General features: G+C 74.1%; 13 protein-coding genes. 10 read left to right on the top strand and 3 right to left on the bottom strand.

Annotated elements, in window-relative coordinates:
- Positions 1-21 precede the first annotated feature (21 nt).
- Complete coding sequence (locus LH044_RS07405; protein ID WP_227759161.1) at positions 22-690, bottom strand: TrmH family RNA methyltransferase; 669 nt, start codon at positions 688-690, stop codon at positions 22-24.
- 24 nt (positions 691-714) lie between these two features.
- Between LH044_RS07405 and LH044_RS07410 the strand changes: the two genes are divergently transcribed.
- Positions 715-1092 carry a sirohydrochlorin chelatase gene (locus LH044_RS07410; protein ID WP_227759162.1) on the top strand — a complete coding sequence of 126 codons (378 nt, stop codon included), beginning with the start codon at positions 715-717 and terminating at the stop codon, positions 1090-1092.
- Positions 1093-1120: 28 nt separating this feature from the next.
- Here the strand turns inward: LH044_RS07410 and LH044_RS07415 are convergent, their stop codons facing one another.
- On the bottom strand, positions 1121-1903 hold the full coding sequence (locus LH044_RS07415; protein WP_227759163.1) for a DUF305 domain-containing protein: 783 nt from the start codon (positions 1901-1903) through the stop codon (positions 1121-1123).
- A gap of 137 nt (positions 1904-2040) precedes the next feature.
- Here LH044_RS07415 and LH044_RS07420 point away from each other — a divergent pair, with 137 nt between their 5' ends.
- The 5 genes from LH044_RS07420 to LH044_RS07440 all read left to right on the top strand — a co-directional run bounded on the left by LH044_RS07420 (position 2041) and on the right by LH044_RS07440 (position 9018).
- Positions 2041-2706, top strand: coding sequence for a DUF4230 domain-containing protein (locus tag LH044_RS07420; protein WP_227759164.1), 666 nt, complete (start codon positions 2041-2043; stop codon positions 2704-2706).
- 77 nt (positions 2707-2783) lie between these two features.
- A complete protein-coding gene (locus tag LH044_RS07425) occupies positions 2784-3587 on the top strand; it encodes an ABC transporter ATP-binding protein (protein WP_227759165.1) in 804 nt (267 codons plus the stop codon).
- A 19-nt stretch (positions 3588-3606) separates the two neighbouring features.
- Positions 3607-6150, top strand: a complete 2544-nt coding sequence (locus LH044_RS07430) for an ABC transporter permease (protein WP_227759166.1) — start codon at positions 3607-3609, stop codon at positions 6148-6150.
- Between the two features lie 157 nt (positions 6151-6307).
- Complete coding sequence (locus tag LH044_RS07435) at positions 6308-7636, top strand: hypothetical protein (protein WP_227759167.1); 1329 nt, start codon at positions 6308-6310, stop codon at positions 7634-7636.
- On the top strand, positions 7633-9018 hold the full coding sequence (locus tag LH044_RS07440; RefSeq protein ID WP_227759168.1) for a flavin monoamine oxidase family protein: 1386 nt from the start codon (positions 7633-7635) through the stop codon (positions 9016-9018). The genes LH044_RS07435 and LH044_RS07440 overlap by 4 nt, the downstream gene beginning before the upstream one ends.
- Before the next feature lie 31 nt (positions 9019-9049).
- On the opposite strand, the gene LH044_RS07445 is transcribed toward LH044_RS07440, so the two are convergent.
- Entirely contained in the window at positions 9050-10261 is a 1212-nt protein-coding gene (locus LH044_RS07445) for an MFS transporter (RefSeq protein ID WP_227759169.1), read from the bottom strand.
- A gap of 102 nt (positions 10262-10363) precedes the next feature.
- Between LH044_RS07445 and LH044_RS07450 the strand changes: the two genes are divergently transcribed.
- Genes LH044_RS07450 through egtD form a run of 4 tightly spaced genes read left to right on the top strand, consistent with a single transcriptional unit; the run spans position 10364 to position 14883 of the window.
- On the top strand, positions 10364-11473 hold the full coding sequence (locus LH044_RS07450; protein ID WP_227759170.1) for an agmatine deiminase family protein: 1110 nt from the start codon (positions 10364-10366) through the stop codon (positions 11471-11473).
- Positions 11470-12483, top strand: coding sequence for a nitrilase-related carbon-nitrogen hydrolase (locus LH044_RS07455; RefSeq protein WP_227759171.1), 1014 nt, complete (start codon positions 11470-11472; stop codon positions 12481-12483). Before LH044_RS07450 ends, LH044_RS07455 begins: the two co-directional genes overlap by 4 nt.
- Entirely contained in the window at positions 12483-13880 is a 1398-nt protein-coding gene (gene egtB, locus LH044_RS07460) for an ergothioneine biosynthesis protein EgtB (RefSeq protein WP_227759172.1), read from the top strand. The genes LH044_RS07455 and egtB overlap by 1 nt, the downstream gene beginning before the upstream one ends.
- The gene (gene egtD, locus LH044_RS07465; RefSeq protein ID WP_227759173.1) at positions 13873-14883 is read left to right on the top strand and encodes an L-histidine N(alpha)-methyltransferase; all 1011 of its coding nucleotides are present in this window, start codon (positions 13873-13875) and stop codon (positions 14881-14883) included. The genes egtB and egtD overlap by 8 nt, the downstream gene beginning before the upstream one ends.
- Positions 14884-14896: the final 13 nt, after the last annotated feature.

Consider the following 14896-nt stretch of genomic DNA (forward strand, 5'->3'; position numbering starts at 1 on the left):
GCGAAACCCGTCGGCCGATCGTCACACCACCTCGACGTGCTCCCTCACCCATGCGTGCATCGCGATCCCCGAGGCCACGCCGGCGTTCAGCGACCGCGTCGAGCCGAACATCGGGATCTCGCGGATCTCGTCGCAGGCCCCGACCGCCTCGTCGGACAGCCCGGTGCCCTCCTGGCCGAACAGGAGCAGGCAGCGCCGGGGCAGCGGGGCGGCGTCGAGGGGCGTGGACCGGTCCCCCATGTTGTCGATGCCGACCACCACCAGCCCGTCGGCCCGGGCCCGGTCGACGAGCGCCGCCACCGTCGGGTGGTGCTCCACGTGCACGTAGCGGTCGGTGACCATTGCGCCCCGCCGGTTCCAGCGCCGGCGCCCGACGATGTGCACGACCGCCGCGCCGAACGCGTTGGCGTTGCGGACCACGGTCCCGATGTTGAGGTCGTGGCGCCAGTTCTCGATCGCGACGTGGAAGTCGTGGCGGCGCATGTCGAGGTCGGCCACGATCGCCTCGACCGTCCAGTAGCGGTAGGCGTCGACGACGTTGCGGCGGTCGCCGTGGGCGAGCAGCTCGGGGTCGAGCCGGGCGTCGTCGGGCCACGGGACCGGGTGCGGGCCCACGCCCACGTCGGGCGGGTCGGCCGCGGGCGGCGCCGGGCCGTCGGCGGGTGGCTCCGGTGCGCCGTTGTCCGTCACGGGCGCGGACCGTACCGTGGCGCGGTGCCCGCCCCGGACGTCACCCTCCTCGTCGCCCACGGCAGCCGCAACCCGCGCACCGCCGCGGACCACACGGCGCTGTGCAACGCGGTCGCCGCGGCGGCGACCGACGCGGCCGGCCCCTCGCGCGTGCTGCCGGCGTTCCTCGAGATCACCGAGCCGTCGATCGGCGACGCCATCGACGACGCGGTGGAGGGCGGCGCGACCTCGATCACCGTCCTGCCCCTGTTCGTCCACGTCGGCAACCACGTCGAGCGCGACATCCCCGCGATCGTCGACGAGGCGAGGGCCCGGCACCCTGGCGTGCACGTGGTGCTGCGCCCGCACATCGGCGCCGGCGCGGACTTCGTGGAGCTGGTCGCCCGCGCCGTCGTCCGCTGAGGACGCACGACCGCGCCACCGGGCGGCGTCAGTCCAGCGGGACGCCGAGGCGCTCCGCCGCCCGCTCGAAGTCGGCGATCTCGCCCGACTGCTGCATGACGATCCGCTCGGCGAGCGACCTGACCCGCGGGTCCGAGGCGTGCTCGGCGGCGTACTCGGCCATGTGGATGCCGCCCTTGTGGTGGTCGATCATCATCGGGATGAACAGCGCCTCGACCTCGGCGCCCCTCGCGTCCTGCAGCTCCTCGACCTCGGCCTCCGGTTGCATCCCGGGCATCTGCTCGGGGGTCGACGACATGCCCATCCACTCCATGGCGGTGCGGTCCGAGGGGAAGGGCCACTGGCCCAAGTCCTCGAGCAGGGCCTCCATGTAGCCGACCTCGTACTGCTGGAACGTCAGGATCTCCCGCGCGAAGGCCCGCACGTCGGGGTCGGACCCGTTCTCGGCGACGATGTTCGCCATCTCGACGGCCTGCTGGTGGTGGGTGGTCATGTCCTGCATGAAGCCGACGTCGACCGAGTCGGCGCCCGGCGTGGTGGACCGCTGGTAGACGAGCACGCCGCCGATGCCGACGAGCAGCGCCAGCACCGCGACGAGGCCCACGAGCACGACCACCGAGGGGCCGGAGCGGTGGCCCTCGTCGTCGGTCCCCTCGCCGTCGCCCGGACCGGGACCGTCGCCGCCGGCGCCCGGCTCGCCGGCCGCGTCGAGGCGGGCCAGGTCGTCGTCGGTCATCATCCGGATGGGGACCGCGTCGTCGGGCACGGCGTCATCGCTGACGGCGACGTCGGTCGGGGTGCGATCGGCCACGGCCACAAGGCTAACTGCGGCGCTCGTCGCCACCCCCGTGGAGAACTGCCCGTCCGGGACGGTTCCTGAGAGCCGCTGCAGCGGGCGCCGGGCGGTCCCGTCGGCGTCGGAGCCCCGACCGGTACGTTGGACGGACCATGGCACGGAGCAACGGCAACTCGGGCGGCAGGGCCGGTCTCGGCATCCTCGCGACGGCGTCGCTGGTGCTCATCGCGCTCGGGCTGCTGGCGCTCGTCGTCGTCGGCCTCCTCAACGTCTGGGACCCGTTCGGCACGACCACGGTCGACCGCTCCGGCCCGGCGGTGCTGCAGCGCATCCGCACGCTCGAGGAGTTCACCGCCGCCGAGGCGACCTTCACCCAGGACGTCGACCTCGAGAACGACTCCTTCCTCCCCGGCTTCATCAAGGGCGAGCGCGTCACGGCGATCGTCACCGGCTCGGTCCGGGCCACCGTCGACTTCGGCGAGCTCGGTCCGAACTCGATCAAGGTCTCCGACGACGGGAAGAGCATCCAGATCACCCTCCCCGATCCGCAGCTGTCGGACCCCGACATCGACGAGGGCAGCGCCCGGGTCGTGTCCCGCGACCGCGGCATCGTCGACCGGATCGAGGACGTCTTCTCCGGCAACCCGACCGACGACACGCCGGTCTACAAGGAGGCCGAGAAGAAGCTCGACGCCGCGGCGCAGCAGTCCGACGTCCTCGACCAGGCCCGTACGAACACGGAGCAGTGGCTGCGCACCTTCCTCGGCGCCGCCGGCTTCGAGAAGGTCGAGATCAACTGGGCCGAGTCGCCGAGCTGACCCGGGAGCCCGCCGGCCACCACGACGAGGCGGGACGTCGTCACAGACGGTGACGGGCTGCCTAGGGTGGGCCGTCCATGGACGCACCCCCTCCCTTCACGGGTCAGGCTCCGGCCGCGCCCGCCGCCGCACCGATCGCCGCTCCCACCGCCACGATCGGCTGGGCCGCCCAGGTGATCGGCGCCACCAAGGTCTACGGCTCGGGCGAGGCGGAGGTGCGGGCGCTCGACGGCGTCACGGTCGGCTTCGAGCACGGCCGGTTCACCGCGATCATGGGTCCGTCGGGCTCGGGCAAGTCCACGCTCATGCAGTGCGCAGCCGGCCTCGACCGGCTGACCTCGGGCCAGGCGATCATCGGCGACGTCGACATCACGCGCCTGACCGAGAAGGAGCTCACGCTCCTGCGGCGGGACAAGATCGGCTTCATCTTCCAGCAGTTCAACTTGCTGCCCACGCTGAACGCCCGCGAGAACATCACGTTCCCGCTCGACCTCGCCGGCCGGAAGCCCGACCCGGCCTGGATGGACCAGGTGGTGGCGACCGTCGGCCTCGGCGACCGGCTCGACCACAAGCCGTCGGAGCTCTCGGGTGGCCAGCAGCAGCGCGTGGCGGTCGCCCGGGCACTGGTGGAGCGGCCTGAGATCATCTTCGCCGACGAGCCGACCGGCAACCTCGACTCGCGGTCGTCCGCCGAGATCCTGACCTTCATGTCCCGCGCGGTCGCCGAGCAGGGCCAGACCGTCGTGATGGTCACGCACGACCCGATCGCGGCCACCTACGCAAGCCGGATCCTGTTCCTGGCCGACGGCCGGATCGTCGACGAGCTGCTGCAGCCCACGCGCGAGGCCATCCTGGCCCGCATGGGCGGCCTCGGCCTCTGAGCCCGGGCACCCGACGAACGTGCTCCGCTACGCGCTCACGAACCTGCGGGCGAACGTCACCCGCCTGATCGCCACCGCCCTCGCGGTGATCATCGGCATCGGCTTCCTGGCCGCCGGCCTGATGCTGACCGACGCCATGAAGGACGCGCTGGTCGGCAACGTCGACCGGCAGTACGCCGACGTCGACCTGGTGGTCACGCCGCCGGCCGACGTCAGCGGCGCGGCCAGCTCCGTGCCGGTCGACGTCCTGGACCAGGTGCGCGCCGTCGACGGCGTGGCCGGCGCCGCCGGCGAGCTCACCGGCCCGGTCAACCTGCTCGACCGCTCCGACGAGGTCGTCACGTCCCGCACGAGCGGTCGGGCCTGGATCGACGTCGAGCGGCTGAACCCCCTGACGATCGACGAGGGCGACGCACCCGACGGGGCCGGCCAGGTGGTCGTCGACCGCGGCACCGCCTCGGACCAGGACCTGCGGATCGGGTCGAAGGTCCGCCTCAGCACGCCGGCCGGCCCCGACGAGTTCGAGGTCGTCGGGATCTCCAGCTTCGACGGACAGGACTCGGTCGACGACGGCGGGACCTTCTCGTTCGACCCCTCGACCGCGCAGGACGTGCTCGCCCACGAGAGCCCGGGGTGGAACGACGTCCTGATCGCCACCGACGACGGGGCGACCGATCGCGTCCGGACGGCCCTGCGCGACGAGCTGCCCGGCTCCCTGAAGGTGGAGACCGGAGGTGCCTTTCGGGAGGACCAGCGGGAGCAGAACGCCGGGCTCGTGGACCTGCTCCGACCGCTGCTGCAGGGCTTCGCCTACCTGGCGCTGTTCGTCGCCGCGTTCGTGATCTTCAACACGTTCTCGGTCGTCGTGACCCAGCGCTTCCGGGAGCTCGCGCTCATCCGCGCCGTGGGCGGCACGCCGGCCCAGGTCCGACGGTCGCTCCTGCTCGAGGGTGCGGTGGTCGGCTTCGTCGCCAGCGCGATCGGCATCGTGTTCGGCGCCGCGCTGTCGTTCGGCATCCAGGCCGTGCTCGGCGCGTTCGACGTCAAGCTGCCCGGTGCCGGGGTCGCGGTGCGGCCGTGGACGATCGTCCTCTGCCTGGTCGCGGGCACGGTGGTCACCGTCGTGTCGGTGTTCGTGCCCGCCTTCCGGGCCGGGCGCACCAAGCCGGTCGAAGCCATGCGCGACGCCGCGGTCGACCACTCGGGCACCTCCAAGGCCCGCGCCGTGATCGGCGGCACCTGTCTGGTGTTGTCGATCGCGCTGCTGCTCGCGGTGCGGGTCGGCGGCGTGACCGAGTGGCTCCTCCTCCCCGGGGCCCTCCTGCTGTTCGTCGGGCTGGTGGTCGGCGGACCGCTGGTCGCCCGGCTCTTCGCCGCGGTCCTGCGGGCCCCGGCCCGTCACGCCGGCCTGACCGCCCGGCTGGCGGTCGACAACACGGCCCGCAACCCCAAGCGCACGGCGACCACGGCCAACGCGCTGGTCATCGGCCTGTTCCTGGTCACGCTGGTGACCGTGTCGGGCGACGCGCTCAAGCAGTTCACGGTGGAGCAGATCGACAAGCTGTCGTCGTCGGACTTCATCGTCGCCTCGGGCGCGAGCGGGATCGCCCCCGACCTGGTCGAGCAGATCCAGCAGACGAAGGGCGTGGCCGACGCCGCGCCGGTGCGCCAGGCCGTCACGGTCGACCCGCAGGGCCGGATCGTGATCCTGTCGGGCACCGACGTCGACCTGCTCGGCCGCTCGACCGGGCTCGAGGTGCAGCAGGGCTCGCTCGAGGAGATCGCGGACGGGTCGGGCGCCGGCGTGGTCGCGCTGCCGGGCGGGAGCGGCGGCGACGCCGGGCCGGGCAGCGACGCGGAGCTGGCGGAGGTGCCGACACGGATCGGACAGTCCTTCGGCGTCGTCGCCCCCGATGGCACCGACGTGGAGGTGCCCGTCGTCGCCACGCTCGAGCCCAAGCTCGACACCCTGCTGCTCGGCACGCTCGTGTCCGAGGAGCGCTTCACGGAGCTCACGGGCGACCACCCCGTCACGCAGGTGTTCGTCCGGGCCGACGACGACCAGGTCGACGCGGTCGGCGTGCGACTCAACGAGCTGGTCGTCGGCCACGCCGGCACCGAGGTGGTGCCCGGCAACTTCCTGGGCCAGATCGTGTCGCAGGTCTTCGACTTCCTCATCAACACGGTCAACGCCCTGCTCGGCATGAGCGTCGTCATCGCCCTCGTCGGCATCGTGAACACGCTGACGCTGTCGATCATCGAGCGGCGGCGCGAGCTGGGCATGGTCCGGTCGCTCGGCATGACCCGCCAGCAGGTGGGCCGGATGGTGCGCATGGAGGCCGTGCTGATCGGCGTGCTCGGCACGGTCATCGGGGTGGGCGCCGGCCTGCTGCTCGGCTGGGTCGTCATCGGCAGCCTCAGCGCCGACATCGACCTCAACGTCAACTGGGCCCGCATCGGCCTGATCGCGCTCGTCGGCGTGCTCGCCGGCGTGCTGGCCTCGATCCTCCCCGCCCGGCGCGCGACCCGCGTGGAGATGGTCGAGGCCATGAAGTCGACCTGACGCCCGTCCGCCCGCCCCGCCCCGTCCGACCCGGCCCGACCCGGCCCGACCCGACCCGGCCCGTTCTGTGATGCCCGATACGTCGATCCAGACGTATCGAGCATCACAGAACCGGAGGGGGACGGCGCGGGTCCGGGCGGGCGTAGTGTCGGCGCCGATGTGCGACACGCTGGTCACCGTCACCGACGAGGGCGTGCTGTTCGCCAAGAACAGCGACCGGGACGCCGACGAGGCGCAGTCCCTCGAGTGGGTCCCCGCCCGCGACCACGGACCTGACGACGTCGTGCGCTGCACGTGGATCCAGGTGCCGCAGGTGGCGCACACCCACGCCGTGCTGCTGTCGCGGCCGTGGTGGATGTTCGGCGCCGAGATGGGCGCGAACTCCCACGGCGTGGTGATCGGCAACGAGGCGGTGTTCACCAAGGAGCTCGGGCGCCGCAAGAAGGACGGCCAGGACGAGCCGGGGCTGATCGGCATGGACCTGCTGCGCCTGGCGCTGGAGCGGGCCGCCACGGCGGCCGAGGCGGTCGAGGTCATCGTCACGCTGCTCGAGCGCCACGGCCAGGCCGGTTCCTGCAGCCGCATCCGCCCGTCCTTCGCCTACGACAACAGCTTCATCGTCGCCGATCCCGACGGGGCGATCGTCCTCGAGACCGCGGGGCGCGAGCACGCCACCGAGGAGGTCCGCTTCGGCGGTCGCAGCATCTCGAACGGGCTCACGATCCCCGCCTTCGCCGCCGCCCACGCCGATCCGGTCAAGGGCCGCGTCGCCGCCTGCGCCGCCCGCCGCGGCCGCACCCAGGTCGCCGCGGCGGCCGCCGGGGCCGGCAACCGCGACGCGGTGGCCGACCTGATGGCCGCGCTCCGCGACCACGGGCCCGACGGCCTGCCGCGGTACTCGCCGGTCAACGGCGCGCTCGACGCCCCCTGCGCCCACGCCGGCGGCCTCGTGACCGCCACCCAGACCACCGCGTCGTGGGTGGCCGACCTCCGCGACCGAACGGCCCCGCTGCACTGGGCGACCGGCACGGCCGCCCCCTGCACGTCGGTGTTCAAGCCGGTCCGGGTGGAGCGGCCCGCCGACATCGGGCCCGCCGCCGGCCAGCGCTTCGACCCGTCCACCCGCTGGTGGCGCCACGAGGTCCTGCACCGGGCCACGATCGTCGACCCCCAGTCGCTGCTCCCCCGCTACGCCCACGACCGCGACGTGCTCGAGTCGGGCTGGCTGGCCGCACCGCCGCCGACCGAGGACGCCGCCCGGGCCGCCGACGAGCTGGAGCTGCGCTGGACCGCCGACGTCGTCGGCGCCGCCCAGCCCGAGCACCGGAGCCGGCTGCTGCGCCGGTACTGGGCGGCCCAGGACCGCGACGCCGCGCTGCCGACCGGCCCGGGCATCGGATCGGACCGCTACCGGCCGGCGCTGGACGCGGTCCTCGCCGCGACGAGCGCGGCGGCGACCCCGACGTCAGGAGCGACCATCCCATGAGCAGCGGCAGCGTCATCGTCGTCGGAGCCGGCCTCGCCGGGCTGTCCGCGGCCCGGGTCCTGGCCGGTGCGGGGGTCGACGTGACCGTCGTCGAGGCTCGCGACCGCGTGGGCGGCCGCACCGAGCGGGGCCACACCGCCGACGGCACGCCGATCGAGCTGGGCGGGCAGTGGATCGGGCCCACGCAGAACCGCATGTACGAGCTGGTCGCCGAGCTCGGCCTCGAGACCTTCCCGACCTACAACACCGGCGAGCTGCTCATGCAGCTCGCCGGGAAGCAGACCCGCGTCGCGTCGCACCGCGGCGCCACGCCCCGGCTCAACCCGTTCACGCTGGCCGACCTGGCCCAGGGCCTCGCCCGCTTCGACCGCCTCGCCGGCCGGGTCGACCTCGATCGCCCCTGGGAGGGGCCGAACGCGCTCGAGCTCGACGGCCAGACCTTCGAGACCTGGATCCGCCGCACCCTCCGCACGCCGCTGGGGCGCGAGTACTTCCGCGTCGCGACCGAGGCCGTGTTCTCGATCCAGTCGAGCGACCTCTCGGCGCTGCACGCCCTCTTCTACGCACGCTCGGGCTCGGGGCTGGAGACGCTGCTGTCGACCGACCGCGGCGCCCAGCAGGACCGCGTCGTCGGCGGCACCTGGCGGATCAGCGAGCTCATGGCGGACCAGCTCGGCGACCGCGTGCGGCTCGGGTCACCGGTGCGACGGATCGAGCACGGCACCGGCCCGGGCGGCACCGGCGTCACGGTCCGCACCACGGCCCCCGACGGCACCGACGGCGAGGTGCTGTCGGCCGATCGCGTGATCGTGACGCTGCCGCCGACGCTCGCCGGTCGCATCGACTACGCCCCGGCGCTGCCGAGCTGGCGCGACCAGCTGACCCAGCGCCTGCCCGCCGGCAGCGTCATCAAGGTCTACGCCGTCTACGACGAGCCGTTCTGGCGGGCCGACGGCCTCAACGGCCAGGCCGCGTCCGACGAGGGCCCGGTCAAGGTCACGTTCGACAACACGCCGCCCGGGGGCACCCCCGGCATCCTCGTCGGGTTCATGGAGGGCAACGACGGGCGCGCCCACGCCCGGCGGACGCTCGACGAGCGGCGGGACGCGGTCGTGTCGTGCTACGCCCGCTACTTCGGCCCCAAGGCGCTGCACCCGATCGAGTACCTCGAGCGGGACTGGATGGCCGAGCCGTACAGCCGCGGCTGCTACGGCGCCCACTTCACCCCCGGCGTGTGGACCGGCTTCGGCCATGCGCTGCGCACGCCGATCGGTCCGATCCACTGGGCCGGCGCCGAGTGCGCCCCCGTCTGGAACGGCTACATGGAGGGTGCCGTGCGCTCCGGCGAGTCCACCGCCCGCGAGGTCCTCGCGCTCCTCTGACCCGCCGTCGACGGCCCCGCCCGGGGCCCGGTCAGGCGAGCTCGGCGATCGCGTCGCCACCGCCCCGGCGGTGCAGCGCGAGCCCGAGCAGGAACAGGCCGAGCATGGTCGCGGCCACGCACGAGAACAGCACGGTGGCCCCTGCGGCCTCGTAGACGATCGGCCCGACCAGGGCTGCGGTGCCGGCTCCGACCTGGTTGACGGCGTGGGCCAGGCCCTGGCCCGCGGCCACCTCCTCGGGGCGGCAGGCCCGGAGCATGGCGGTCTGCACCGCCGGCGTGGCGACCGACTGCGGGAGGGCCTCGAGCAGCCCGACCGCGGTGATCAGCAGCGGGGCCGACAGCAGCCCGTACGCGATCGTCGTCGGGATGATGAGGCAGATGCCGTACGCCGTGGCCCGGACCGGACCGATCCGGTCGGCCAGGCGGCCGCCCGCCGGGGCGAGCAGCACGATCGGCAGCGAGTACAGCGACAGCCCGATGCCGATGAACAGCGTCGTGGCGCCCTGGTCGGTGAGGTAGCGGGACCAGAGGGCGTCGTAGATGCCGACCGGCAGGAAGATCGTGAGCGACAGCAGCGCCGCACCGGCGACCGACCCGCGCCGCAGCATCCGGAAGGACCCCAGGGCCGAGGAGCGGGCGGTGTCGACCGGCAGCGCGGGCAGCCGCACGGTCGTGATCCACACGGCCAGCCCGACCTGCACCAGCCCGATCAGCACCAGCGGCGCCCACAGGCCGACCGCCTCACTCAGCGCGGAGCCGATGACCGGGCCGGCCAGGAAGCCGCCGAGCTCGGCGCTCGTCAGGCGCCCGAGCCGCTGGCCCGCCTGGCCGGGATCCCCGACGGTCACCACCTTGCGCGCCGCGGGGAGGAACACCCCGTAGCCGAGGCCCTCCAGGAGCCGGGCGCCGGTGAACTGCCACAGCTCGGTGCCGGCCGCGAACCACAGGAGGCCCGCGGCCGACAGGGCGACGCCGCCCACCATCAGGAGGCGGGCGTGGCCACGGTCGGCCAGACCGGCGAGGAACAGTCCCGACACGAGCGCGGCGATGAACGTCGCCGCGCTGAGGACGCCGAGGCCCTCGGCGGAGAACCCGTAGCGGTCCTGGAACTCCGCGAGCAGCGGGAAGATGACGCCGACCCCGGCGCCGAGCGACGACGCGCCGACGAGCACCGGCAGCAGCGGCACCGACGGGTCGGCGGCGTCACCGGGCGCGCGCGGGGACGGGGTCGGGGCGCTCATGGCCCCATCGTGCCAGCCGGTGCGGCGGGCCGAGGACCCCGTTCCGGGCGGCGGAGCGGTTCGCCGTGGGCGCGGGCGGCCCGACGCGGCAGGCTGTGGCGGATGAGCGTGCGAGTGCCCCCCGAGTGGGAGCCCCACGAGCGGACGATCGTCTGCTGGCCGGCCCGCGACGACCTGTGGGGCGGGCTGCGGGACCGGGCCGTCGAGGACCACGCCGAGATCGTCGCCGCGGTCGCCCGCTTCGAGCCGGTGACGGTCGTCGCGCACCCTCGCCACGCGGAGGAGGCCCGGGCGCGCTGCGACGCGGCGCTCGGCGGCGGGGCGCACGCCGTCGAGGTCGTCGAGATCCCGATCGACGACTCGTGGGCCCGCGACTCGGGCCCGCTGCACGCCCGTCGTCCCGACGGGGGCCTCGTGGTCTCGGGGATCACGTTCGACGGCTGGGGCCGGAAGTTCGAGCCGTTCGACCAGGACGCGCTCCTCGGTCGCCGTTGGGCGGAGCGGTCCGGCCTCCCGTTCGTCGACGTGCAGGCGCGGACGCCCGACGGCGAGGTGCGCCCGTTCGTGCTCGAGGGCGGCTCGGTGACCGTCGACGGGGCCGGCACCGTCGTCACGACCGAGCAGTGCCTGCTCCACCCGAACCGCAACCCCGAGCTCACCCGCGCGGGGATCGAGGCGGCGCTCGGTGCTGCGCTCGGGGCGACGACTGTCGTGTGGCTCCCGTTCGGGCTCGTGCTCGACCACGACACCGACGGCCACGTGGACAACGTCGCCGCGTTCGTCGGACCCGGGGTGGTGCTGGCCCAGGGGTGCGACGACCCGTCGGAGCCCGACCACGACCGGTTGGCGATCGACGTCCGCTGCCTCCGCGGCGCCCCCGACGCTCGGGGCGAGCCGATCGAGGTGGTCGAGGTGCCGGTGCTGCCCTTCACCGAGGTCGCCGGGACCCGCGTCGCCGTGCCCTACCTGAACCTGTACCTCTGCAACGGCGGGGCCCTGGTCCCGGTCTGCGGGCACCCGGCGGACGACGAGGTGCTGGCGCTGATCGGCGAGCAGCTCCCCGGGCGCCAGGTCGTCGCGGTGCCCGGCGCCGTGCTCGCCCACGGCGGTGGCGGTCCGCACTGCATCACCCAGCAGGTGCCCGCCGCGACGGCCCCGGGCGGCCCGCCGACCGGCGCTGTCACACCCGGGCGCGAAGGTGGTGGCGCATGAGGCTGATCACGGCCGACCACGTCCCCGACTCCCCCGCCCGCACCCGTCCCCCGGAGCGGGCGCCCTGGCGCGTCGCCGCGGTCCAGCACCGCTGGCACGCCGACGCCGAGCAGCACGCCGAGGCGCTGGCCGACGGCGTCGCCACCGCCGCCGGGGCCGGCGCCCACCTCGTGTGCCTGCAGGAGCTCACGCTCTCGCCGTACTTCGCCGCCCTGGCCGACGGGCCCGAGGGCCTCGCGCTCGACGGCCGGCCCGTCGCCCCCGAGGACCTGCGCTCCGGCCCCACCCGGGCGCTGGCCGAGCGGCTCGCCGTCGCCCACGGCGTCTTCGTGTCGGCCTCGCTGTGGGAGGCCGACCCGGCGATCGCGCCCAGGGGCTGGAACACCCAGGTGTGCGTGGGCCCCGACGGTGCGCTGGTCGCCGCCACGCGCAAGGTCCACATCCCGGTCACCGAGGGCTACCGGGAGGACCTCTACTTCCCGCCCGGGGCGCCCGACGCCGTCGACGGCGACCTGTTCCCCGTCGCCGACCTCTCGGGTGCCGCCGTCGGGTTCCCGACCTGCTGGGACCAGTGGTTCCCCGAGCTGGCGCGGGCCTACTCGCTCGGCGGGGCCGAGGTGCTGGTGTACCCGACCGCGATCGGGAGCGAGCCCGACCACCCCGGGTTCGACACGCAGCCGCTGTGGCAGCAGGTCATCGTCGGCAACGGCATCGCCAACGGCACGTTCATGGTGGCGGTCAACCGTGTCGGCACCGAGCAGGTGTCCGACGCGGCGCCGCGGATCGAGTTCTACGGGTCGTCGTTCATCAGCGACCCGTACGGGAGGGTGCTCGTCCAGGCACCCCGACACGAGCCGGCGGTCATCGTCGCCGACCTCGACCTGGACGCCCGGCGGGACTGGTTGGAGCTGTTCCCCTTCCTGACGACGCGACGACCCGAGGCGTACGGGGTCCTCACGTCGGGTAGGTGGGGTGCCGCGAACGCGGGGAGCACAGAGAGAGGGACCTGATGACCGGGATCGACGTGACCGACGACGGCGCACGCGGCGCGCCGCCTGCTGCCCCGGGCCCCGGCCGCCGGGGCGGCGCGCCGCGGGGCATGTGCCCCACTGACTTCTGCACCGTGCGGGGCCGCACCGAGGCGCTGGCCGCACCGCTCGGGCCCGAGGACCAGGTGGCCCAGTCCATGCCCGACTGCAGCCCCACGAAGTGGCACCGGGCCCACACGACCTGGTTCTTCGAGGAGTTCGTGCTCGGCCCGCACGTGTCCGGCTACGAGGTGGTCGACCCCGACCACCGCTACCTGTTCAACAGCTACTACGAGTCCGTCGGGGCCCGTCAGCCCCGGCCCCGTCGCGGCATGATCACCCGCCCGACCGTCGAGCAGGTCGGCGAGTACCGCCGGGCGGTCGACGAGTCGGTGCTCCGGCTGCTCGACCGGCTCGCCGCCGAACCCGATGCGGGCGCGTCGTCGCTGATCGAGCTCGGCCTCCACCACGAGGAGCAGCACCAGGAGCTGCTCCTCATGGACGCCAAGCACCTGCTGTTCCAGAACCCGCTGCACCCGGCGTACCGGGTCGACGCCGCGCCCGACCCGATCGGCGTCGACCTCACCTCCGGCGCCGTGCCCGTCGTGCGCCCCGACGGCTGGACCAGCCACGCCGGCGGCCAGGTCGACATCGGCGTGCCCGCCTCGGCCCCGGCGCAGCGGGACGGATTCGCGTACGACAACGAGTCGCCCCGCCACACGGTGCACCTGGCCCCGTTCGCGCTGTCGGACCGGCTCGTCACCAACGGCGAGTGGCTGGCCTTCATGGACGACGGCGGGTACCGCCGCCCCGAGCTGTGGCTGAGCGACGGGTGGGCGGTCGTCAACGACCAGGGGTGGGACGCGCCGCTCTACTGGTCCGACGACGCGGACGGCACCCCGAGCCTGTTCACGCTCGCCGGGCCGCAGGCGATCCGGGCCGACGACCCGGTGGTGCACGTGAGCTACTACGAGGCCGATGCCTTCACCCGCTGGGCGGGGGCCCGCCTCCCCACCGAGGCCGAGTGGGAGGTCGTGGCCCGAGAGCACGCGGTCGACACCTCGCCGCTCGAGCTCGACGCCGCGCCGCACCCGCGGGCGCCGGGCTCCCGGCCGGGCACCGTCACCGGCGCCGACCCGCGCCAGTACGTCGGCGCCGTCTGGCAGTGGACCGCCAGCGCCTACCTGCCGTACCCGGGGTTCCGGACCGCTCCGGGCGCCGTGGGCGAGTACAACGGCAAGTTCATGGTCAACCAGCACGTCCTCCGGGGCGGGAGCTGCGCCACCCCGCCCGGCCACGACCGGGCGACCTACCGCAACTTCTTCCCGCCGGCGGCGCGGTGGCAGTTCGGCGGCCTTCGACTGGCGACCGATGCCTGAGCCCGACGGGGCCGACATCCCGGACCTCGACGACCGGGTCACCGTCCGCGTCCACCTGGACCCGGCGGACTGGTCGACGCACCTGGCGGAGGAGACCGCGCGCGGCCTGCGGGACCGGCCGCCGTGGATCCCGCCCGTCTGGTTCTACGACGAGGCCGGCTCGAAGCTGTTCGACCACATCACGCGGCTCCCCGAGTACTACCCGACCGAGGCGGAGCGCTCGATCCTGCGGGACCGCGCCGGCGACATCGCCCGCCTCACGTCGTCGCCGACGCTGATCGAGCTCGGCTCCGGCACGTCCGACAAGACGATGCTGCTGCTCGACGCGCTCGAGTCGGTCGGGACCCTGCGCACGGTCGCCCCGTTCGACGTCAGCGAGGAGGTCCTCCGCTCGGCGTCGCGCACGATCGCCGCGACCTACCCCGACGTCACCGTCGACGCGGTCGTGGGCGACTTCCACCGGCACCTCGGGCACGTGCCCACCGGCGACGGCGCCGTCCTGGCCTTCCTCGGCTCGACGATCGGCAACCTCGACCCCGACCAGCGCGGCGGGTTCCTGGCCGCGGCGGCCGCCACGCTGGCCGACGACGACTGGTTCCTCCTCGGCACCGACCTGGTGAAGCCGGTCGACCGGCTCCTCGCCGCCTACGACGACGCCGCCGGCGTCACCGCCGAGTTCAACCTCAACGCGCTGTCCGTGGTGAACCGCGAGCTCGGCGCCGACTTCGATCGCACCCGGTTCCGCCACCGCGCCCACTGGGACGACGACGGCGAGCGCATCGAGATGCACCTGGTGGCCGACGGCGACCAGACGGTGACGCTGTCGGCGCTCGACGACCTGGTCGTCGACCTCCGCGACGGCGACCACATCCGGACCGAGATCAGCACCAAGTTCACGCCCGAGGGCGTGGCGGCCGAGCTGGCCGATGCCGGCCTCGAGGTGGTCGAGCGCTGGACCGACGCCGACGGCGACTTCCTCCTCACGCTCGCCCGGCGCGCCTGAGGACCGGCGCCCG

Source organism: Dermatobacter hominis, assembly GCF_020715685.1.
Classification (GTDB): Bacteria; Actinomycetota; Acidimicrobiia; order Acidimicrobiales; family Microtrichaceae; genus Dermatobacter; species Dermatobacter hominis.